The 21138-nt window shown below is 50.4% G+C and carries 17 protein-coding genes; 7 read left to right on the plus strand and 10 right to left on the minus strand.

The genetic code is table 11. The annotated features are described in order from the left end of the window. Nucleotides 1-59: 59 nt before the first annotated feature. The gene (locus H608_RS0103135) at nt 60-1508 is read left to right on the plus strand and encodes a sigma-54-dependent transcriptional regulator (protein WP_028786397.1); all 1449 of its coding nucleotides are present in this window, start codon (nt 60-62) and stop codon (nt 1506-1508) included. A 179-nt stretch (nt 1509-1687) separates the two neighbouring features. Here H608_RS0103135 and H608_RS0103140 read toward each other — a convergent pair whose 3' ends face one another. The 4 genes from H608_RS0103140 to H608_RS0103155 all read right to left on the minus strand — a co-directional run bounded on the left by H608_RS0103140 (nt 1688) and on the right by H608_RS0103155 (nt 8018). Continuing rightward, nucleotides 1688-2932: a T9SS type A sorting domain-containing protein gene (locus H608_RS0103140; RefSeq protein ID WP_028786398.1), complete on the minus strand. Its 1245-nt coding sequence runs from the start codon at nt 2930-2932 to the stop codon at nt 1688-1690. 138 nt (nt 2933-3070) lie between these two features. Next, a complete protein-coding gene (locus H608_RS0103145; RefSeq protein ID WP_028786399.1) occupies nt 3071-4753 on the minus strand; it encodes a T9SS type A sorting domain-containing protein in 1683 nt (560 codons plus the stop codon). 299 nt (nt 4754-5052) lie between these two features. Then, nucleotides 5053-7161: a T9SS type A sorting domain-containing protein gene (locus H608_RS0103150; RefSeq protein WP_028786400.1), complete on the minus strand. Its 2109-nt coding sequence runs from the start codon at nt 7159-7161 to the stop codon at nt 5053-5055. Nucleotides 7162-7400: 239 nt separating this feature from the next. Next, a complete protein-coding gene (locus H608_RS0103155; protein WP_245565713.1) occupies nt 7401-8018 on the minus strand; it encodes an acyltransferase in 618 nt (205 codons plus the stop codon). 152 nt (nt 8019-8170) lie between these two features. Between H608_RS0103155 and H608_RS21065 the strand changes: the two genes are divergently transcribed. Beyond that, nucleotides 8171-9292 carry a glycerate kinase gene (locus H608_RS21065; protein WP_051267982.1) on the plus strand — a complete coding sequence of 374 codons (1122 nt, stop codon included), beginning with the start codon at nt 8171-8173 and terminating at the stop codon, nt 9290-9292. Here H608_RS21065 and paaI read toward each other — a convergent pair. The 6 genes from paaI to paaA all read right to left on the minus strand — a co-directional run bounded on the left by paaI (nt 9273) and on the right by paaA (nt 13249). After that, nucleotides 9273-9719 (minus strand): hydroxyphenylacetyl-CoA thioesterase PaaI, encoded by a 447-nt coding sequence (gene paaI / locus H608_RS0103165; RefSeq protein ID WP_028786402.1) that lies wholly within the window; start codon nt 9717-9719, stop codon nt 9273-9275. The genes H608_RS21065 and paaI overlap by 20 nt on opposite strands. A 2-nt stretch (nt 9720-9721) precedes the next feature. Further along, on the minus strand, nt 9722-10492 hold the full coding sequence (locus H608_RS0103170) for an enoyl-CoA hydratase-related protein (RefSeq protein WP_038006997.1): 771 nt from the start codon (nt 10490-10492) through the stop codon (nt 9722-9724). A 154-nt stretch (nt 10493-10646) separates the two neighbouring features. Then, complete coding sequence (gene paaD, locus H608_RS0103175; protein WP_028786404.1) at nt 10647-11138, minus strand: 1,2-phenylacetyl-CoA epoxidase subunit PaaD; 492 nt, start codon at nt 11136-11138, stop codon at nt 10647-10649. 13 nt (nt 11139-11151) lie between these two features. Next, nucleotides 11152-11889 (minus strand): 1,2-phenylacetyl-CoA epoxidase subunit PaaC, encoded by a 738-nt coding sequence (paaC, locus tag H608_RS0103180; protein ID WP_028786405.1) that lies wholly within the window; start codon nt 11887-11889, stop codon nt 11152-11154. A gap of 28 nt (nt 11890-11917) precedes the next feature. Continuing rightward, nucleotides 11918-12286, minus strand: a complete 369-nt coding sequence (paaB, locus tag H608_RS0103185) for a 1,2-phenylacetyl-CoA epoxidase subunit PaaB (RefSeq protein ID WP_081658778.1) — start codon at nt 12284-12286, stop codon at nt 11918-11920. 15 nt (nt 12287-12301) lie between these two features. Then, nucleotides 12302-13249, minus strand: a complete 948-nt coding sequence (paaA, locus tag H608_RS0103190; RefSeq protein ID WP_028786407.1) for a 1,2-phenylacetyl-CoA epoxidase subunit PaaA — start codon at nt 13247-13249, stop codon at nt 12302-12304. Between the two features lie 180 nt (nt 13250-13429). Here paaA and H608_RS0103195 point away from each other — a divergent pair, with 180 nt between their 5' ends. From H608_RS0103195 to H608_RS0103215, 5 genes are all read left to right on the plus strand, one after another. Continuing rightward, nucleotides 13430-14050 (plus strand): RNA polymerase sigma-70 factor, encoded by a 621-nt coding sequence (locus tag H608_RS0103195; RefSeq protein ID WP_245565714.1) that lies wholly within the window; start codon nt 13430-13432, stop codon nt 14048-14050. A gap of 60 nt (nt 14051-14110) precedes the next feature. Next, complete coding sequence (locus H608_RS23370; RefSeq protein WP_028786409.1) at nt 14111-15205, plus strand: FecR family protein; 1095 nt, start codon at nt 14111-14113, stop codon at nt 15203-15205. Between the two features lie 161 nt (nt 15206-15366). Next, nucleotides 15367-18624, plus strand: a complete 3258-nt coding sequence (locus H608_RS0103205; RefSeq protein WP_028786410.1) for a TonB-dependent receptor — start codon at nt 15367-15369, stop codon at nt 18622-18624. Between the two features lie 20 nt (nt 18625-18644). Further along, a complete protein-coding gene (locus H608_RS0103210; protein ID WP_028786411.1) occupies nt 18645-20168 on the plus strand; it encodes a RagB/SusD family nutrient uptake outer membrane protein in 1524 nt (507 codons plus the stop codon). A 12-nt stretch (nt 20169-20180) separates the two neighbouring features. Then, the gene (locus H608_RS0103215; protein ID WP_038007001.1) at nt 20181-21080 is read left to right on the plus strand and encodes a LamG-like jellyroll fold domain-containing protein; all 900 of its coding nucleotides are present in this window, start codon (nt 20181-20183) and stop codon (nt 21078-21080) included. Nucleotides 21081-21138 lie beyond the last annotated feature (58 nt).

Here is a 21138-nt window from a genome sequence, read left to right on the forward strand (position 1 = left end):
TAATAGGCAACATACCCGGTAAAAAAACGTAACTTTCACTACTCAACAACATTAGTCCCATGAGCAAAAAAATCCTCATTATTGACGACGATATGGACCTGTGCCTGCTGCTCAGCCGCTTCCTTACTAAAAATGGTTTTGAGACCGAAATGTCTCATTCGGGCTCGAAGGGGATAGCCAAATTCCAGGAGGGCAGATTTGATGTGGTGATATGCGACTACCGCCTGGGTGACATGGAAGGTATTGATGTGCTCAAGGCCTTGCGCAAAGAAAACCCGGCCGTGAAAGTGCTGATGATTACGGGTTACTCCGATATCAAAACTGCGGTGGAAGTGATCAAGATCGGCGCTTTCGATTATATCGTGAAGCCCCTGATCCCCGACGAAGTATTGAGTGTATTGAGCAAAGCAATTCAACAACCCGCATCTTCCGTGCTGCCGGCAACCGATGCCGAAGCAGAAAAATCACGTGCTTCAGGTGGCCGCGCCAAACAACCGGTGTACGCCAACGACGAATTCATGATCGGAAATTCACCCGCTACCAAAGCGCTGTATGACCAGATCAATATTGTAGCCGCTACCAATTACAGCATCATCCTTTATGGAGAAAGCGGTACCGGTAAGGAAGTAATTGCTAAAACGATTCATAATCTCAGCAACCGCCGCAGTAAGCCCTTTGTGGCACTGGACTGCGGTACATTGTCGAAGGAGCTGGCAGGAAGCGAACTTTTCGGACACGTGAAAGGAGCTTTCACCGGCGCCCTGCAGGATAAAGAAGGTCATTTTCAGTTGGCCGATGGCGGTACTTTATTCCTCGATGAGGTGGCCAACCTCTCACTCGATGTACAGGCAACCCTGCTGCGTGTGATCCAGGAACGGAAGTACAAACGCGTGGGTGGTAACAAAGAAACCAATGTGGATGTACGCATCATCGTAGCTTCCAACGAAAACCTGCAGGATGCTTACCGCAAAGGCAAATTCCGCGAAGACCTTTATCACCGTTTCAACGAATTTTCCATTAATCTGCCACCATTGCGTGCGCGGAAAGAAGATATTTTGTCTTTTGCCAATTTCTTCCTGGAAAAAACCAACGACGAGTTGCAGAAGGAAGTGGCCGGTTTCGAAGAAAATGTATTACAGGCCTTCATGCAATATGGCTGGCCGGGCAACCTGCGTGAGTTCCGTAACGTGGTCCGCCGCGCAGTACTGCTGACCGAGCCGGGCAAACTCATCAAGATTGATACATTACCCTGGGAGATCACCAACGCCGGCGCACTGCCCGCGATGAGTACACCGCTCAACAGCGCCACCACTGCCAACGAAGTCAAACCCGCTGTGAAAGCGCAGCCAGGTAAGGAACTCGATCTGAAAGATGCGGCCGGCAGAGCGGAATATGAAACGATCATGGCCGTGCTTCAACAGGTAAACTTCAACAAGAAAAAAGCCGCGGAGATGCTCAACATCGACCGGAAGACTTTATACAATAAGATTAAGAATTTTCAAGACTAAGAAAAAACCCGGCTGAAGGCCGGGTTTTTTAATGTGTAAATGTGTAAATATGTAAATGTGGAAATGGCAATAAGTTATTGACCGACCGACAGTCATGATACTTATCAGTCGGAAACTTCAGGTATCACATCATTTACACATTTACACATGGCCCCTTCCGAAGGAAGGGCATATTCTTCCTATTGCACCAGCAGCTTATCCGTAAACACCGCTTTACGCTGGTTATCGGTCACCTTTACCAGGTACACACCTGAAGTAGTAACTGTGGGCATTTTTATAGCGGATACCTGTCCTTTGCTTGTTACGCTCACCTGCTGGCGGCTTACTTCCTTACCATAACCATCCAGGATTTGCACCATATAATTGCCAGGCTTCGCCTCGTTGAATTGTAAAGTAAACTGGCGTGTGGTAACCGGGTTGGGGAACACTTCCGCAAAGCCTTTGCCGGTACCGGTACTGGCGATCACGTCGGGTATGCCGATATCTTTTTTGCCCGATTTCAGCAGGTTGCTGTTGGCCAGATCGGAGGTGCGCCAGGGAACATCAGTTGTTTTTACCGGTGTAACGCCCAGCGTTTTTACATCCATCTCAAACATACCACTGTTATCGGTAGCGCTGGTCAGCAACACAGTGTTGCGTTCGGTGACGGCTGCACCATTCATGGAAAATCCGGCAGGCAATCCTGTTACGGCACCGAGATGGGTGGCTACACGCGTTTCCAGGTCTATTTTAAATACATTGTTACGGGCAGAAAACAGGTACAGGTGTCCATCGTCGTCGGCTACTATATCGCCACCGTAGCTGGTGCAGGAATTGAAGATGGAGACACCTTTGTTTTCCTGTGCGTCAGTGAGCGAACCCAGCGATGTAACCTGGATAGCTCCTTTTTTGCCTGCGGCGAAACGGAATACCTGTTTGCCGTCATTGGTAATGGCATAGCCGTTTCCGTCGTCACCGATCACCATGCGCGTGATGATATCGCTCTGGTCGGAAGCTTTTTGCCGGGCACCGGTGAGTGGCAGGTCTACAACGGACACCTGCATGGTGCCGAGGTCGATGTAGCGGAGCTGGTCCAGCAGCATGGGCGTATACCAGAGCCGGTTATTTTTTTTATCATAAGCCAGTGCTGCCACACCTGTACCGAAAGGAGCATTGGCCAGGCGGCCGTAAATGGCATCCTGTTGTGCAGCGAGTGCCTTCTTACCGGAAGCATCATAAAGCTGTGCATTCATGTCGGCACCATTCAGCAACACATCGCTGAAGGTGTTCGAGGAAAGATCGATGCGACGAAGCACGCTCCAGTTATAACCTTCTTTGGTCAGGTCTGTGATGGCATAGGCAAAACGATCGGCTTGTGCCTGGGCTGCAACACCCAACAAAAAACTACCGGCAAGAAAAGAAGAACGGAGTAGATTTTTTTTCATGAGCTGAATTTTGGTTTGGGAATTATTCGGGCTATTAAGTTACGACAATTCACGGGCGAACTTTTCTTTTTTCGCCGCAGGCAGTAAAAAAACCCGCCGTAGTGGCGGGTTTTTTTATATAAACAGTTGGTTCGATGCTTACTGGATTACGGTGAACTTCACAGCGCTGTTTTGGTCGGCTGTAGTCAGTTGCAATACGTAGTTACCTGGTTTCAGGCGATCGAGTTGGTTAACCGGAACACTGTTAGCACCAGTGTATACGCGAACTTTTTGTTGCAGTACCACTTTACCGGTCAGGTCAATTACGCGGATATCAGCTTCGCCGTTACGTTCGGCCTGGAAGCGGATGCTGCCACGACCGCTGGTAACAGGGCTTGGGTGCAGTACTACACCGGAGATATCCTGGTTGCCTTTGCGGATGGTTACCACTTGGGAATATTTGAAACGATCATCGTTGTCTACTGCTTTGAGACGGTAGTGGAATACGTTGCCGCTTACAGCAGACAGGTCGTCTGTATATTGGTAGCGTGTGCCACCTGCATTTACGGTTGCGATAGCCGTGAAATTCACACCGTCGGTGCTTCTTTCCACTTCGAAATGGCGGAGGTTTACTTCAGCAGCTGTTTCCCAGTTGAGTTGGGTAGCCTGGTTGTTGTAGGTGCCGGTGAAGCTCAGCAGGTCAACAGGCAGGGTTGTGTTCTGAGGGTAAACGTTGCTGCCGAGATCGGTATAACCGCTGAAAGCAGATACCAGTGCACATTGTACAGTGCCGGTGCCTGTGTTAACGGTAGACTGGTTGATATAATAGAGGCCAGATCCTGTAGAGATGTACAGGGAACCAAGCAGATCGAAAGCAACACCATTCACAGAGCCGTTGAATACGTTACCGTTGTTATCGCGGAGATCCCACTTCTTGGTGAGTACGGTATTGCTGCCGTTGGGCTGACCAACATAAATCTGGGTTACGCCACCGGATGCGCTGTTGGCCAGGGCATACATGGTGCCGTTGCCGGAGAAACAGATATCACCGTTGAAGAATGAACTTACCGTACCGCCAACCAGCGTAACGCTGTTGTCTACTACAGTAATGGAAGTGTTGTTGGTGCCGTTGGTCTGGAAGCTGGCGAGGTAAAGACGGGTGTCATCACCAGCGAGGATCCATCCTTTGCCGGTAGCGTCGATAGCGAGGCGTACGAAGCCAAGTGTGTTGTTGCTTGATCCGTTCAGGTCGGCAGAAGCGATTGCGCGGTTACCCGAACCATCAGGATTAGCTGCGTAGACCGTTACAAAACCGTTATTGCCATCGTAGGTGCTGGGCAGGTAGTAGTGGTGTCCACTTGGAGCAATACCGAGTGCGGCAGTAGTTACGCTGGGGGTAAAGATATTGCCCGGGCCAGAGTTCAGGGTGCCGTTGGTTACGCGCAGGGCGGCAACACGGTCGCCGTTTGAAGTGCTTGCCGACATATTACCGATTGTAACGGTAGTAGTAGCCGTGTTGGAACCACGTGTAAGACGGAAAGTGTAAGTACCGAGTGCGGCGGCAGAGAAAGTAGCAGTAACATCACCGGCAGCATTTCCTGATTGGGAGTAGCTGCCGAAGGTTACACCGGTAGCAGGCGTAACGGTCCATACATAATTACCGCTACCACTGTTGCCCCAGCCACCGGATTGGCGATCGAGATTAACAGATACGGTGTAAGGTGCCACAGGGCGTACCAGGTTGCTGACATTTGCTGATACGCTTTGGGCGTTTGCCTGACCGGCGATAGCCAAAACGGCCAGCAGGAACAGACTTTTGCCAAGAGAGTAGAAATTTTTCATGCTCGTAATAGGTTTTATACAGTAAACAATGCGCGAAATAGCTCGCTGTTTTCGGGTAACAAACTGACGGGGGGAGGGATTCAGCAGGATTGTTGGAGCGAGGTGTTAAAACGGTATAAGCTTGGACGAGCGGTTTTTGAGGAGGATCGGGGATTTATTGGGTTGGCGAAGATATCAATTCGAAAGGTGTACGCCTAATAAAGTGGAAAACTAATGACGGGTTTTTTCACCCTGTTATTTTAGAAAAAAAAGCCCCTCCGCGAAAGGCCTAGAGGGGCCAGGTTATAAAACCCTGAGCATTATTTTTTCAGGATCTTCTGAGTTATTTTTCCATCTTCTGTAATTATTTCCATCAGGTGCAGGCCTGCTTTCAGGTTATCGAGGTCTTTGATTACTACAATGTTATTGCCTGGTTGCACAGGTACATTGCGAAGTACTTCCTGCTGACCGGTTACGCTCAGGATTCTCACCGTTACCGTTGTTTCACGTGTGCTGCTCAGTTGCAGTTTGATGTCGTTGATGAACGGGTTGGGATATACCGTGTAGCTTTTCAGCGCAGCGCTGCCGCTTACACGTACTGCTACGATTTTGCTGAAAGTTGATTTGGCATCGATGTCGATAATACGCAGTTGGTAGTATACGATTGTTGCGTTGGCCGGCAGTGCATCACTGTACTGGTAGTTCTTCACTTCGTTGGTGGTGCCGGAGCCGTTTACAATACCCACTTTGCTGAAGTTAATACCATCTGTGCTGCGTTCGATCTCAAAACGGTCGTTTTTCAATTCGCCTGCAGTTGTCCATTTCAGGTCGGCGAGGTTGCCATTGCGCGTCACATCAAAGCTGGTAAGTTTAACCGCGAGGGTGATACCGGGAGGGCCCATTTCAGCGGTGCCATCGTCTACATACTGAACAACTCCTACAGAACCCTGGATACGAGCCGTGTTGGATACATAGTTGATCGCTGTTGCGTTGGATGGAGTGCGGCACTGGAAGGTCATCGAGTAACTATCGCCTGCATTCAGCGTACCACCTGCTGTTGCAGTAGCACCCGCACCGATGTTTACTTTAATGTGACGTTTAACGGTAGTACCATTTCCTGCATAAACGGCTATATCGTCGCCGGCAGCATCCGAAGCATTACCGGTGAATGCGCCTGCAGAGTTGGTCAGGATTTTCATCGTTCCGGGCTCATAAGTAAGGCCGAAAGGAATGGTATCTGTAATGAAACAGTTGTTGACCGGTGATCCGCCGCTGTTGGTACCTGACAAAGTGTAGGTCAGCAGCTCGTTCGGATTCAGCAGGTTGAAAGGAGCAATGCTGCTGGTAACCGTTTTATCCAATGTGATGGTCGGAGCCAGCGCACGCGAAGAGAAGGCAAAAATCGATGGGAAGTAAGAGTCGGCTTCGGTGAAGAATTCAAATTGTACCGTAGACGATCCTGAAGGAATATAAGCGCTCGCATCGATCTGGTCGATGTCAATAGACATCTGGTTTGCAAAGTAGGGATTGCGTGAATCAGATGGCCGGACCGCTCCTTTGTAGGAAATAGTGCCGTTGAAAGGGTTGTTGGCAGGATTCAGCGCGTCGCTGAACTTGGTGCCGTTGATCTTGATGTAGTCACCCGTCAGGTCGCCATCACCTTCCCATACCAGTGTGGCCATGCGGGCTTCAGAGCCTACGCCTGTTGGAATGCTCAGCCCCGAGAGGCTGATAGTAGAAGTAACGGGGTCTCCGCCGGAATATACTTGCTGATAACCATCGTATACGCGCACGCTTTTGTAAGGAAGCGTATTGTTGGTGTATACTACGAGAAGCGACCAGCCACCATAAGCGCCGCTGCCGGAGTAGTCGCCTGTACTTACAGGAAGATCTGCCGCCCAGTATTCTCCGTTAGGATCGCCGGTCAGTGCCAAAGGCGCCCACGCCTGGTATTGAACATAGCTTCCCCGGTCAACGATATCCACCTGAGTGGCGGTGATCGTATTGTAGCCACCGGTGCCTTTACGAAACTTGATCTGGCGGTTAGCCGCCGTAGTCATATTGTAGTCGGCGTCATTGGCACGACCACCCCAATATACACGCGCAAACAACACTGTACTGCCTGCAGGCAGTGTAAGTTTTGCCATCGAAGAGTTGCGGGTAGAAGACACGTTGTCAACGTCTACATTACGCATATTCACTCCGTTGCCAGTGGTATTGCTGTTCATGTCGGAATGAAAAGAAGTGCCGCTGTTGTTGTAGCGCGCCAGCACGGTGTTGCCGATCATTTCAAAATCACCCTGGATGGTGTTGGAATAAATGTTTTGGTAAGCTCTCTCCTGTGCGTTGGCTTGTTGGAAGCCAAACAGGGCAGCAGTTAGTAGAAGGGACTGCAACAGCCCTTTAAGGTTACGGGTAGAAGTTTTCATGCTCTCAGGTTTTATAACAAAAAATAGAAATAGCGAAACCGGATGGTTCAGGGGGACTTGGAGAGGCTATTTACAGGATGTGAATTCTGAGAGGTTTTGTAGAGGACTGGTACGTTAAATTGGTATAAAGTGTATACCGTGTATTCTTCGGAGAGGATTTGAATCTTGGAAGGCAAATGTATACACCCGGCGGCAGCTTCGCAAGTGTTTGGCAAATATTTTTTTAAAATAACGTCTAACTATTTCTTTTTCCAGCGCTTATAAATTTGTTCGGGCGGCATCGCGGATATCTTTTGCGGTTTGGGAAGCGGCGCACAAACCTGCAACGATTCAAAACAATCGGCCGGCAGCTGCTGATATAAGGCGGTGCCTTCTTTTTTCCAGCGGATCATTTCGTTGCTTACTTTTTTGATGATTTTTCCGGGGTTGCCGGCAATAAGGCTTCTCCGGGGAAATTGTTCTCCGGCTTTCAGCAAACTCAATGCACCCACGATGCATTCATCACCCAGCACCACATCATCCATGATCACCGCATTCATACCCACCAGGCATTGGCGGCCGACGGTAGCGCCGTGCACCACCGCGCCATGCCCGATATGTGCCCCTTTTTTCAGCAATACAGTAGTGCCGGGAAACATATGAATGGTGCAGTTCTCCTGTACATTGCAGCCATCTTCGATAATGATTGTCCCCCAGTCGCCGCGGATGGCCGCGCCGGGACCGATGTAACATTTTTTTCCAATGATCACATTTCCCGTAACCACCGCCTGCGGATGAACGAAAGAAGAAGGATGGACGACAGGGATTGCGCCTTTGAAGGAGTAGATCATGGTGTAAAGGTAAAAGGTGTAGGGCATAAGGTGTAAGGTAAAAGGCGTAAGGCTTAAGGTTCAGGATGTGAGGTTTTAAGTAGTAAGCAGGTAGGGTTCGCGCCATTTCACCTGACCCTTTTAATTATGCATAAGCCCTATACCTTACACCCCAAGCCTTCTGCCTTACCTTTGACGGTATGAAAGTCGTTCTCGCTCCGGATAAATTCAAAGGAAGTCTGACCAGTTTTGAAGTTTGTAAAGCATTGGAAGCGGCAGTGGTGCGCTTGTGGCCGGATGCGGAAGTACGGCAACTACCCATGGCCGATGGCGGCGACGGCTTTGCCGCCGTTTTAAAATATTATAAAGGAACATCATCCGTCAGTGTGAACTGCGTTGATGCATTAGGGAAAGCCATAACCGCGGGTTACGAATGGAGCGCGACGGAACAACTGGCCATTATAGAAATGGCAGTGGCCAGCGGCCTCGCCATGCTGGATGCCAAACAACTAAAACCGCTGGAAGCTTCTACCTACGGTACGGGACTTCTGCTGCGCGATGCCATCGGCCGCGGCGCAAAAAAAATCATTTTAGGACTTGGCGGAAGCGCCACTACCGATGGCGGTACCGGCATCCTGAAAGCGCTCGGCTTTACATTACTCGATGCAAACGATCAGGAACTGCCCCTGGGCGGAGGGAGCCTCGCGGCACTTAAAAAAATAATTGCCCCGGATACATTACCCGATATCCGCATCCAGATCGCCTGCGATGTAAACAACGTGCTTTACGGTCCACAGGGCGCAGCCTTTGTTTATGCTCCGCAAAAAGGAGCCGATGCTGCACAGGTGCAGCAACTGGACAATGGCCTGCGGCAATTGGCCGCTGTATTGGAAGAAACCACGGGCCGCCAATCCGCCAACGTACCGGGAACAGGTGCGGCCGGCGGCATTGCTATTTCCCTGTTATCTTATTTTGATGTGCAACTGATACCCGGCATCGAATTGATCAGCGAAGCAGCCGGATTGGAAAACGCGATGCAGCACGCCAACCTCGCCATTACCGGCGAAGGAAAAATCGATGCCCAAACGCTGCAAGGGAAAGTGATTGCAAAAATTGTTTCGCAGGCAGCGGCGGCGGGTGTGCCCGTGCTAGCCTGTTGCGGTGTGCTCGATGAAGAAGCATGGTCAGGCAACACACTCAGCAGCCTTGTGGGTATCATTACCCTGACAGATGCCGAAACGGACAGTGCTTACGCCATGAAACATGCCGCTGAATTATTGACCATACGAACAGAGGCCTGGTTCAATGCGCATCTTCGCTGATCAGCGATTTATTGGTGCGGAAACAAGTGCCTTTAAATAACGCAACCGTATGGCCATGCTGATTGGTAACCGTAATATGATAAAGACCTGTGGAACGGCCATTGTGCAGTTCAGTTGCTTCAGCAATCAGTTGGTCGCCCACGTGTACAGGTTTGGTGAAATTGATCGAGGTATCGAGCGCTACTGATAATACATTGCGGTTATTGCAGGCAAAGGCAAAAGCGCTGTCGGCGAGTGAAAAAGCTACGCCGCCATGTACGATGCCGAACCCATTGATCATTTCCTCGCGGACTTTCATGGTTATTTTGCTGTAACCTGTTTTTACCTCCAGCACTTCGATTCCCAGCCAGCGTGAGAAAAGATCGTCCCGCATCATTTTTTCTACAACGCGTTGCGCGAGTTCATCCGTATGTTTAACCGTATTCATGCTTATTTACCGATGAATTGAGGTTTGCGTTTTTCGATAAATGCGGCTACCCCTTCTTTAAAATCTTCCGTAGCAGCGGCCCACTGCTGCAATTTGTCTTCGTTCTGCAGTTGTTCATACATCGTATGGGTAAATCCCCATTGTAGTCCTTTTTTGGTATAAGCCAGACCGGTGGTCGGCATATTGGAAAGTGTTTCTGCTATTTGCCAGGATGCGGCCGCAAATTGCTCATCGGGGAATACCCGGTAAAGCATGCCCCAACGCTCGGCGGTTGTTGCATCTATTTTATCGCCCAGCATCATGATCGCCGAAGCCTTTTGCCACCCGATGAGACGCGGCAGGAAGAAGGTTCCGCCTGAATCGGGGATGAGGCCGATTTTGGAGAAGGCCTGGATGAACGAGGCCGATTCCGCCGCCACAGCAATATCACAGCAGAGCGCTATGTTGGCACCTGCGCCGGCAGCTACACCATTGATGGCGGACACAACCGGTTTTTTCAGTTCTCGAATTTTTATGACGATCGGGTTGTAATGTTCGCTCAGGATACGGTTCATGCCCGGCCCGTTCGGGTCGGTCACTTCCGCCAGGTCTTGTCCTGCACTAAAGGCTTTTCCATTGCCGGTAATGTAAACGCAACGGATACTGTCATCCTTGCACTGATCGAGATAGTCCTGCAGCAATAAAGCCATTTCCCGGTCAAAGCTGTTCAGTTTGTCGGGTCTGTTGAGCGTGATGCGCGCAATGTGGTTGATCTGTTCGAATAAAATGGACATGCTGATTTGGTAATTTGATGATTTGAAAATTTGAGAATGTTTCCGGACAGGCTGGAAAAACCTCAATTCATATGATATTTTAAAGACGATTGATGATTTAAAGAGTCTGATTGCTCCCGCACATTTCCAAATCTTCAAATTGTCTAATTATCCCTCAGTGACATTTAAAATAATCAAAAGGCTCCTTACAGTCCTGGCATTGGTACAATGCTTTGCAGGCGGTGCTGCCAAATTCGCTGAGCAGTTTGGTGTGCCATGATCCGCATTGCGGGCAAGGTACGGCATCGGCGGTGGCAAACAAACCCGGGGTGCAGGTGTGGCGCTGCGGCTGCGGCGGCGCAATGCCATAGGCTTTTAATTTTTCCTTACCCGTTTCCGTCATCCAGTCGGTGGTCCAGGCAGGCGATAATACCTGTGTAACGGCTATTTTCCCATATCCACGGCCTTCCAATTCGAGGCGGATGCCCGATGCGATCACATCCATGGCCGGGCAACCGGAATAAGTAGGCGTGATGATCACTTCCACATCCTCGCCATCGATCTGCACATCGCGCACGATGCCCAGGTCGGTAATGGACAATACCGGGATTTCAGGATCGGTGATGGCTGAAAGAAGGGACCATATCGTTTTTTTATCCGGGACCAATCTTGTTGTTTATTTACCAGGTAGCGTTGGGAAAGGTGCGCGGTAAATATTGCATCTCCTGCAATAATGTTTCAAGATATGCTGTATGTGCGCCGTTTTTACCATCACTGTTGCCATCAACAGCAGCCGGTAGGGTTAATTCCGCTTCGCGGAAAACTTCGGCTACCTGTGCATGCCATGGCTGTTGCAATGTTTTCGGATCGATGGCGGGGGCCGCCAGTTCAAATGCTGCGGGTACAAATAATTCCGCTGTCAGCGGCCACATGCTTTGCAGTGCGGTGTTTATCTTTTCGTGACTAAGTTGCGTGCCGTCTCCGAGACGTACCACCCATTCGGCCGACCATCGTTGATGGTACGTGACTTCTTTCAAAGCTTTAGCCGCGATAGCGGCCAGTTGTGTATCGCTGCTGTGCTGCAGTGAAGTATACAGCAGGTGTTGCCAGGAGCTGAACAGGAACTGGCGCATGATGGTGTAAGCCCAGTCGCCGCGCGGTTGTTCTGCCAGCAGCACGTTGCGGAAACCTGCGGCATCGCGGTGGTAAGCCAGTGTATCTTCCGTCGTGTCGCCGCCTTTGAGCGATGCGGTATACTGATAGAAATTGCGGGCCTGGCCAATGAGGTCAAGGGAAATATTGGTAATGGCGATATCCTGCTCCAGCACGGGGCCATGGCCGCACCATTCGCTGTTGCGGTGACCGAGGATCAGGGCGTTATCACCCAGGTAGCAGGTATAGTCGATAAGCTGTGACATGTGTGGATATTATACCATGCGGAAGTGGTCACATATGATTGACTTCGTCCGGCAGTTGATAAAATGTAGGATGACGATAGATCTTGTCGGCAGCAGGTTCATAAAGGCTGTCCGCTTCATCGGGGCTGCTGGCGTGAATATACCGGCTTTCGACCACCCAGATGCTTACTCCTTCGAGGCGGCGCGTGTATACGTCGCGGGCATTTTCGATGGCCATGCGCGCATCGGCCGCATGCAGGCTGCCCACATGTTTATGATCGAGTCCTTGTTTGCTCCGGATGAAAATTTCCCAGAGCGGCCAGTCAGTGGCAGCCGCTGTTGACGTCGGAGTGGAATCGCCTCCGGTGTTGTCGCCCGGAATATCTCCGTAAAAAAATCTGCGGGGGAATGTATTCATGTGTCAGTTCAAAGGTCAGGCAGCACTTGCCTGTTTTTTTGATTGTTGTTTTGCGGCATGGGCTGCTGCTGCTTCACGCACCCAGGTGCCTTCTTCCCAAGCCTGGCGGCGGGCTTCGAGTCGCTCTTTGTTGCAGGGACCATTGCCTTTTACCACTGCCCAGAATTCGTTCCAGTCTATTTCACCGAAATCATAGTGGCCGCTTTCTTCATTCCATTTAAGATCCGGGTCGGGTAGTGTCATGCCCAGCACTTTTACCTGCTCCACGCACATGTCTACAAATTGCTGGCGCAGTTCATCGTTTGTTTTGCGTTTGATCTTCCATTTCATGCTTTGGTCGCTGTTGGTGCTCTCCGTATCGCGGGGGCCAAACATCATCAGCGACGGCCACCACCAGCGGTTGATGGCGTCCTGGCACATAGCGCGCTGCTCTTCGGTACCGTTGCTCAGCGTAAGCAGGATGTCGAAACCCTGGCGCTGGTGAAAGCTTTCTTCCTTGCATATCCGCACCATGGCGCGGGCATATGGACCGTATGAGGTACGGCAAAGCATCACCTGGTTGAGAATGGCGGCGCCATCCACGAGCCAGCCGATGGCACCGATATCGGCCCATGTAACGGTTGGATAATTGAAAATGGAGGAATACTTGGCTTTGCCGGTGTGCAGATCATCGATCATCTGCTCGCGGGAAGTACCCAGCGTTTCTGCGGCGGAATACAGGTATAGTCCATGACCGGCCTCATCCTGCACTTTGGCAAGCAGGATGGCCTTGCGTTTCAAGGAAGGGGCCCGGGTAATCCACGCACCTTCCGGCAGCATACCCACAATTTCGCTGTGAGCATGCTGGCTGATCTGGCGGACCAGCGTTTTCCGGTAAGCATCGGGCATCCAGTTTAAGGGCTCGATCTTCACCTCCCTGTCTACCGTGTCCTGGAAAATTTTTTCCATGTCCTGAACTGGCATAAGCAAAATGTTGTTAAGCAAATTTACAAAACTAACGGGTGTAAGTGGTAAAGCGGGAAAAGTTTATCTTGCACCCGGGTTGAAGCCTTGACATAAACCGGCGCTGCCGGTTGATAAATCCTTGCTGCAACCTGTTGTTTTTTTATAACTTAGTGTATCGGACACACGTCCGAAAATCGATTGCCTGCGCAGAACACCCATATAACTCCCGGGCTTAACGCATTACAGAGCCGCATTGCTGCCGACGACGAAGCTGCCTTTACCCAGTTGTATCTGCATTTCGCCGGCCGCCTCAACCAGTTTGCTTTCTCGCTGGTCCGTTCTCACGAAATAGCCGAAGAGCTGGTGGAAGATGTTTTTGTTAAGCTCTGGGCCAACCGCCGCCAGGCCGCAGAAATCAGCAATCTTACCGTATACTTATATGTAGCGGTAAAAAATACCGCCCTCAACGCACTTTCCCGGAAAGCCCGCGAACTGGTGTCCGCGCCTTTCGATCACCTCAACATTGCCGTGGAAGGGTTTGCCGCCGATCCCTACGAGTTGATGATTACAGCGGAAATGATGCACAAAATGCAGGCGGCCATCGATGCATTGCCTCCGCGCTGCAAAATGATCTTCAAACTCATCCGCGAAGACGGCCTCCGTTACAAGGAAGTAGCGGAAATCCTGAATATAAGCGTCAACACCATCGACGCGCAAATGGCTATTGCCGTTAGAAAAATCTGCCAGTCGCTGCAAATCGACAAGCCGGATAGTGCCCACCGGACCGCCACACCGGAAAAAAAGTCAAAAAAAATTTAACAGTCCTTTAGTAGATCATCGGCAAATCGCTGTCCTTATCAGGATAACGACGCTTGCTGCATGGATTTACAAGACCGAAAATGGCAACTACTTGCCCGTTCACTTAACAAAGAAGCCTCTTCCTCCGAACAGGAAGAGCTTGCTATGTTGCTGAACGTAGATCCTTCCCTCCAGCAGCAATTTGAAATTCTTAACCGTTTATGGCGCGACCGATCAGCCGCGAACACCGATAACCAGGACGTGCGTCAGGCGGTGCAGAAAATTTTCCATCGTGCGGAAATGGCTGTCGGTCCTGCTGCGCCTGCTTCCTCCCGCCGCCGGCTCTTATTTTTCACCTCTGCCATCATCATTCTTTTAGCGGTCTCCGTAGTTGTTTTCTGGCCCGCTCCCGTAAAAACAGCCACTGCTTCCAAAACCTTGGAAAAAAATGCAGACCTGGAGTCGATGGTCGTGCGCAACGGCAGCCGCTCCCGGTTTTTGTTATCCGACGGAACCATCGTATGGCTCAACGGCGGTTCAAAGCTGGTTTGTGACAACGACTTTAATGGCGCCACACGCGAGGTACATCTTGATGGCGAAGCTTATTTCCAGGTAACCAAAAAAACGGATCAGCCTTTCATCGTGCATACGGGCGGAGTGGACATACAGGTTTTGGGAACCGTATTCAATGTGAAAGCCTATCCTGACGACCGCACTATTGAAACCACGCTTTTCCAGGGATCGGTGCGTGTAGTGCGCCCGGCAGGCCATGGCGATACCAGCATCCTGCTGCGCCCCAATGAGAAACTCATTTTGCAACGCAATAATAAAGGTACCGGCGAAAAACAACAGAACGACTTGACAAAAGGGCTGCCATATCCCCTGTATGAAATACAGACAATCGACACCACCAAAGCAGCGAATGACCGGTTTGAAACGGCCTGGGTATATAGCAGGTTGGAATTTCGCGGGGATAGTTTTGAAGAACTCGGCCGCAAGCTCGAGCGCTGGTACAATGTGCGGATCACTTTTACAGATTCCACGGTGAAACGACTCCGCTTCAACGGCACCTTCAAACAGGAATCGGTAGAACAGGCCTTCACGGCACTCAGCACCGCCAATCCCTTCATCTTTAAAATAAATAAAAATGAAATATTTATTGGTTCACCTGAATAACCTGGCACCGGTATAAAAAAAGTAACGGAGAATGTTGGCGCATTCCCCGTTAAGGCTAAACGTACAAAATGCATGCACGATTGTTTAACCCTAATTCTAAAATTATGAAATGTTTCTTAACGACCCGGAAATGGTCGTTACCACCAAAAGTTCTGCTTGTTATGAAATTAACAACTGCTTTTATGCTTGCACTGGCCTTGAATGTGTCTGCCCGTGGTTTCGGACAGGACAAGATCAGCCTGAGCGTAAAGAAAACGGAGATCAGTTCTATTCTCCGCACAATCGAAAAACAAACTTCTTACCGCTTCCTGTACAATGATATGCTGCAGGACATCCGGGACAAAGTAACTATCCGCGTGACGGATGCCGACCTCAATGATGTGCTGCAAACACTGCTGGAGCGCACGCGGTTGTCGTATCAGTTGATGGATAACAATCTTGTGGTGATCCGCGAAGATGCCGGTAAGAAAGCACCGGATGTGATCATCAGAGGTGTGGTGACCGGCGAAGGCAATATGCCCCTGCCCGGTGCATCCGTTCAGATCAAAGGAACTTCTATCGGTACTACTACCGGCAACGATGGTACATTCACCCTGAATGCGCCTGATGCCAACGTAACACTGGTTATTTCTTCGATCGGCTACGAACCACGTGAGATCGCTGCCGGCGGTAAAACCGAACTCAGCATCAACCTTACTCCAGCCAGCAATGAAATGGAGAAAGTAGTGGTGGTGGGTTACGGTTCACAACGCAAGCGCGACCTGACAGGTTCTATTTCTTCTGTTTCGGGTAACGATATCGCCAAGATGCCCGCCAACAACCCTGTTTCTTCTTTGCAAGGTAAAGTGGCCGGTCTCACCGTGGTGAACTCCGGAGCTGCAGGTGCTGCGCCAACAGTCCGCATCCGTGGTAACAACAGTACCAACAGCGGCGATCCGCTGTATGTGGTGGACGGTATCTTTCAAACCAATATCGACTACCTTAACCCGAGCGACATCGAAAGCATCGAGATCCTGAAAGATCCTTCCTCACTCGCCATCTTCGGTTTGCAGGCAGGCAATGGTGTAATCATCGTTACCACCAAACGCGCCAAGAAAGGACAAACCCGCGTGAATTTCCAGAGCCAGGTGGGTGTGCAGGTGGTACATAAAAAAGTGGATCTCGTGGATGCCAATGGATTTAAAAATCTCTATTCACAGCAATTGTCCAACACCGGTGCGGCACCGTTTGATTTTTCCAATTATACGGCTAACACAGATTGGCAGGATGTGGTGCTGCGCAACGCGATCATGAACAACAACAGCATCAGTATTTCCAACACGGGAGAAAAAACCAGCACTTACCTCAACGTGGGTTACAACACGCAGGAAGGTGTGCTCCGTAATGACAAATACCAGAAGCTGATGATCCGTTTGAATGAAGAGATCCGCGTAACCAACGGCATCCGTATTGGTGCAGACGTTACCGGTTTCTTTTTCAAGAAAAACAACCCGGGTGCCGACGTGCTGAATGCATTGTGGGCCGCTCCGATCGTTGGTGGTAAAGTAGACGATGGATTGTATTACAGCATGCCATCGTTCCAGCGCGCGCAGGTGTCTAACCCGCAGGCCAGACTCGACCGCTTCGACAGAACCGCGATCAACGATGGTTTCCGCGCTACCGGTAGCGTATTTGCAGAGATCAAATTCCTCAAAGCGTTTACCTGGAAATCTACTTTCTATACAGACCTTGGCTTTAACCAATCACGTTCTTACACGCCGTTGCCTTATACCTTTATCAACCTGGGTGAAGGGGCGATTCCTACCGACACCACGTTCGACGTTTCACAAAGAACAGGTGTAACGCAATCACAAGCGCAGTACCGCAACTTCCAGCAGGATCATACACTTACCTTCGACAAAGTGATCAACCAGGATCACCGCCTGAATGTAGTGGCTGGTTTCACTACATTGTTCCGCGGCGCAGTTGATATCAGCGGTAACCGTACCGATACCACGCTGAACATTCCTAATGATCCTGATTTCTGGTACCTCAATATTGCCAACCGTTCCAATCCCGGTAACTATGGCGGTGGTGGCAGCGAGCAGGCCTTTATGTCTTACTTCGGCCGTGTCAGCTATTCTTTCCGCGACAAGTACCTGCTGAATGCAACCTACCGTCGTGAGGGCAATTCCAACTATTCGCCAAGCGGCCGCTGGAATAATTTTGCGAGCATAGGTCTTGGTTGGGTAGTAACCGATGAAGATTTCTTCAAAGTGAAAAACATCGACTTCCTGAAACTCCGTGCAGCTTATGGTACGGTAGGTAATGGCCTGGGTATCTCTCCCAACGTATTCCGCCCCATCCTGAATAATGCCAATGCCGGCGTATTTGGTCCGAACGTTTATCCCGCTGTTGTGCCTGATTATGTTGCGGACCCAGACCTGAAAGCGGAGACAACACGCGGTATCGATGTGGGAATGGAACTGCGTACCTTGTCCAACAAACTGAGCCTGGATGTTAACTTCTATAACCGCAAAACGGTGGACATTCTTTCATTCATCACCCTTCCGTCAACCAGCCTTCGTTTTTTCACCAACCTTGGTACTATTACCAACCAGGGTATAGAAGTGTCGGCCAGCTATAACAACCGCATCGGCAAAGACCTCACTTACCGCATCGGAGGCAACCTAAGCTACAACGACAACAATGTGGAATCTATCGGTGACGGTATTACTTTCCAGTTGTTGGGTAATGGTGGTGTAAACCGTACGGCTACCGGTTATTCTATCGGTTATTTCTACGGTTACCGCCAGATCGGTATCTATCAGTCAACTGCTGAGCTGGACAAAGCTCCTCACTTCAGCAATTCACTGCCCGGCGATATTGCTTATGCCGATACCAATGGCGATGGTGTGCTGGATGACAAAGACCGTACATTCCTCGGAACACCGTTCCCCCGCTGGAACTTTGGTGGCAACATCAGCCTCGGATACAAAAACTTTGATTTCATGATTGAACTGCAGGGTGTAGGCGGCAACAAGATCTATACACAGCGCCGTACTGCCACCTTTGCAACACTGAACTATGAAACCAATCGGCTGGATGCATGGACAGGTGCTGGTACAACCAACATTGAACCGATCCTTGACAACACGCGCTCCAACAACTTCCTGTTCAGCAGCTACTACCTGGAGAAAGGTGATTACCTGCGTATCCGCACCCTGCAGCTTGGATATACATTCGGACAGAACGCATTCCGCAAGATCGGTGCGCAATCGCTGCGTTTGTTCATCAGCGGACAAAACATTGCCACATTCGCGTATGCTACCGGTTACTCTCCTGAAGTGCCGCTCAGCAGCCCGATTGCCGGCGGTGCAGACAACGGAGCTTATCCGGTTCCGGCCGTTTATACATTTGGTTTGAACCTGATCTTCTAATTAGTTAAACGATTCGAGATATGAAAAAGATAACAATAAAAAGCAGTGTGGGGCTGGTGCTGCTCTCGCTGTTGCTCGCCGGCATACTGCCTTCGTGCCGCAAAGATTTCCTCGACCGGAATCCGCAGGGTCAATATGATTCCGGTACCTATCCTTATCCTTCCGGCTCCGGTCCTTTTGACCAGTACATATTCGGAGCTTACGCTGCGTTGCGTAAAGGGGGTGTTGCCGCCTTCGCGTTTGTGGGCGAGACCAGCATCCGCAGTGACGACGCCGACAAAGGCAGTACCTCTGCGGACGGGCCTACACAGATAGAGATGGATAATTTTCCCGTAACACCGACCAACGGCCTGGTGAATGAATCATGGAAAGATTATTATGACGCTGTCGCCCGTTGCAACGATGTGTTGAAGCAGGTATCGGAAGATACACGTCCTTCTTCTGCACCATTTAAAGAGCAGGCACGTGCCGAAGCCCGCTTTATCCGTGGCTATTGCTACTTCATGATGGTGCGCTTGTGGGGTGGTGTACCAAAGATCGATACGGTCTATGCAACGCCTCCGAACCTGGCACGTGCTACTCCGGCAGAGATTTATACACTCATTGAAAGCGATCTGCAATTCGCTGCGGCCAACCTGCCACAACGCTGGGATAATAAATTCATCGGTCGTGTAACAAGCGGAGCCGCCTGGGGATTGCTGGCGAAAGTGTATCTCACACAACAGAAGTGGGGTCCTGCCATGGGCGCTGCACAAACAGTGATCACTTCCGGCGTTTATAACCTCAATACACCTTACCGCGATATCTTCAGTGAAATAGGGGAGAACTCTTCTGAATCATTGTTCGAGATCCAGGCTTATGCCGACGCCTCCAACCCCGATGGTACAGCTTTTGGTGTACAATATACCAATGTGCAGGGTGTTCGTGGTACCGGACAGTGGGATCTTGGCTGGGGCTTCAACGTTCCTTCCACTTACCTGGAAGCAGCTTTCGAAGCCGGTGATCCCCGCAAAGAGCGGACTATTCTCTATGCCGGCGAGACCACTTATTATAATGAAACATTGCCTGCCGCACTTCCTAACCCGCGCTACAACGAAAAGGTATATACCAATCCTGCTGTACGCGGTACGGTTAACAACCGTTTCGGCTGGTGGATGAACGTGCGGATGCTGCGTTATGCAGACGTCTTGCTCATGTATGCAGAAGCGGCCAACGAACTCGGCGGCGCTGCCAACACAACAGAAGCGTTGGCTAAACTCGAAATGGTGCGAGCAAGGGCACGCGCCGGCAACAATGCCATCCTGCCTCCCGTTACCACCACCGTTCAGGCTACATTGCGTACAGCAATCCGCCAGGAACGCCGTGTGGAACTGGCCATGGAGCATGACCGTTTCTTCGATCTCGTACGCTGGGGCATTGCCGCAAGCACTTTGCAGTCTTCCGGTCGTCCCAACTTTAACGCTGCCCGCGATCAGGTACTGCCTATCCCGCAGGAACAGATCGATATTTCAGGTGGCAGACTTATTCAAAACCCGAATTATTAAAAAAGCATAATCATGAAAAAGATAACTAGAACCTGGCCTGCGTGGGTGATGGCATTTCTGGGATGCGTGCTGGTAGCCACATCCTGTAAGAAAACCAATCAGAATGATCTGCCTGGTACATCTCCTAATGACTTCGGCGACAAGATCGACGGATACGATAGTTCCGAACAGATCTATACCAGCAACCTTGTTGCTTACTGGAGCTTCGACGATACCAAGGCAGAAAAGAAATCCGGTATCGCGCCCACGTCTTCAGTAAACGACTCTTATGTGACGGGTGGCGTACGCGGTAAAGCTCTCAATCTCGCCAACGGTTACCTCTACTACGGAACACAGATTCCCGCTTTCAATGCCGACCTCAAAAGCTGGACCGTCAGCGAATGGGTGCAGGTGTTGAACAACGGATCTACGCCTACCATGGTATTCCAGGTAACACGTCCCGGCAAACTGTTCGGCAATATCAACTCCATGATCGAAACGGGACAAAACCCCGCTACGGAGCTGAACAAAATGGTGATCAAAGCCATCTTTGCCGATCTCAACAACGGTACACAGGACAACCTGAATGCTCCATGGCTGGCTGGTTTCAAATCACCGAAGACAGGTCCCAACAAGTGGATACACATCGTAACCACTTATGACTATACGGCAAACAACCTGCAGATCTGGGCCGACGGTGAAATGATCGGTACGACCGATTACCAGAACCGTGGTACCAATTATTTCAAAAGCTGGCAGCCAAACGCCCTGATCATCGGCGGATGGTACAACAACATTCCCGGTATGGCAGCAACTGCCGATACCTGGACCGTTCCTATGAATGGTAAAGTAGACGAGATCCGCGTTTACAATACCATACTGGGCGCAGCACACATCAAAGCACTCTATAAACTGGGTGTAGCCGGTAAATAATTCCCAAGAATAGTTGGAAGAAGCCTGGACGAGCTTCCGGGCTTCTTCCATTTTTTTA

Origin of the sequence: Terrimonas ferruginea DSM 30193 (genome assembly GCF_000425585.1) — a bacterium.
Taxonomy (GTDB): Bacteria; Bacteroidota; Bacteroidia; order Chitinophagales; family Chitinophagaceae; genus Terrimonas; species Terrimonas ferruginea.

Bases quoted from the DNA above. Each gene is read 5' to 3' on its own strand.
- H608_RS0103135 (WP_028786397.1), top strand. From the start codon at position 60: ATGAGCAAAAAAATCCTCATTATTGACGACGATATGGACCTGTGCCTG.
- H608_RS0103140 (WP_028786398.1), bottom strand. From the start codon at position 2,932: ATGAAAAAAAATCTACTCCGTTCTTCTTTTCTTGCCGGTAGTTTTTTG.
- H608_RS0103145 (WP_028786399.1), bottom strand. From the start codon at position 4,753: ATGAAAAATTTCTACTCTCTTGGCAAAAGTCTGTTCCTGCTGGCCGTT.
- H608_RS0103150 (WP_028786400.1), bottom strand. From the start codon at position 7,161: ATGAAAACTTCTACCCGTAACCTTAAAGGGCTGTTGCAGTCCCTTCTA.
- H608_RS0103155 (WP_245565713.1), bottom strand. From the start codon at position 8,018: ATGCCCTACACCTTTTACCTTTACACCATGATCTACTCCTTCAAAGGC.
- H608_RS21065 (WP_051267982.1), top strand. From the start codon at position 8,171: ATGAAAGTCGTTCTCGCTCCGGATAAATTCAAAGGAAGTCTGACCAGT.
- paaI (WP_028786402.1), bottom strand. From the start codon at position 9,719: ATGAATACGGTTAAACATACGGATGAACTCGCGCAACGCGTTGTAGAA.
- H608_RS0103170 (WP_038006997.1), bottom strand. From the start codon at position 10,492: ATGTCCATTTTATTCGAACAGATCAACCACATTGCGCGCATCACGCTC.
- paaC (WP_028786405.1), bottom strand. From the start codon at position 11,889: ATGTCACAGCTTATCGACTATACCTGCTACCTGGGTGATAACGCCCTG.
- paaB (WP_081658778.1), bottom strand. From the start codon at position 12,286: ATGAATACATTCCCCCGCAGATTTTTTTACGGAGATATTCCGGGCGAC.
- paaA (WP_028786407.1), bottom strand. From the start codon at position 13,249: ATGCCAGTTCAGGACATGGAAAAAATTTTCCAGGACACGGTAGACAGG.
- H608_RS23370 (WP_028786409.1), top strand. From the start codon at position 14,111: ATGGATTTACAAGACCGAAAATGGCAACTACTTGCCCGTTCACTTAAC.
- H608_RS0103205 (WP_028786410.1), top strand. From the start codon at position 15,367: ATGAAATTAACAACTGCTTTTATGCTTGCACTGGCCTTGAATGTGTCT.
- H608_RS0103210 (WP_028786411.1), top strand. From the start codon at position 18,645: ATGAAAAAGATAACAATAAAAAGCAGTGTGGGGCTGGTGCTGCTCTCG.
- H608_RS0103215 (WP_038007001.1), top strand. From the start codon at position 20,181: ATGAAAAAGATAACTAGAACCTGGCCTGCGTGGGTGATGGCATTTCTG.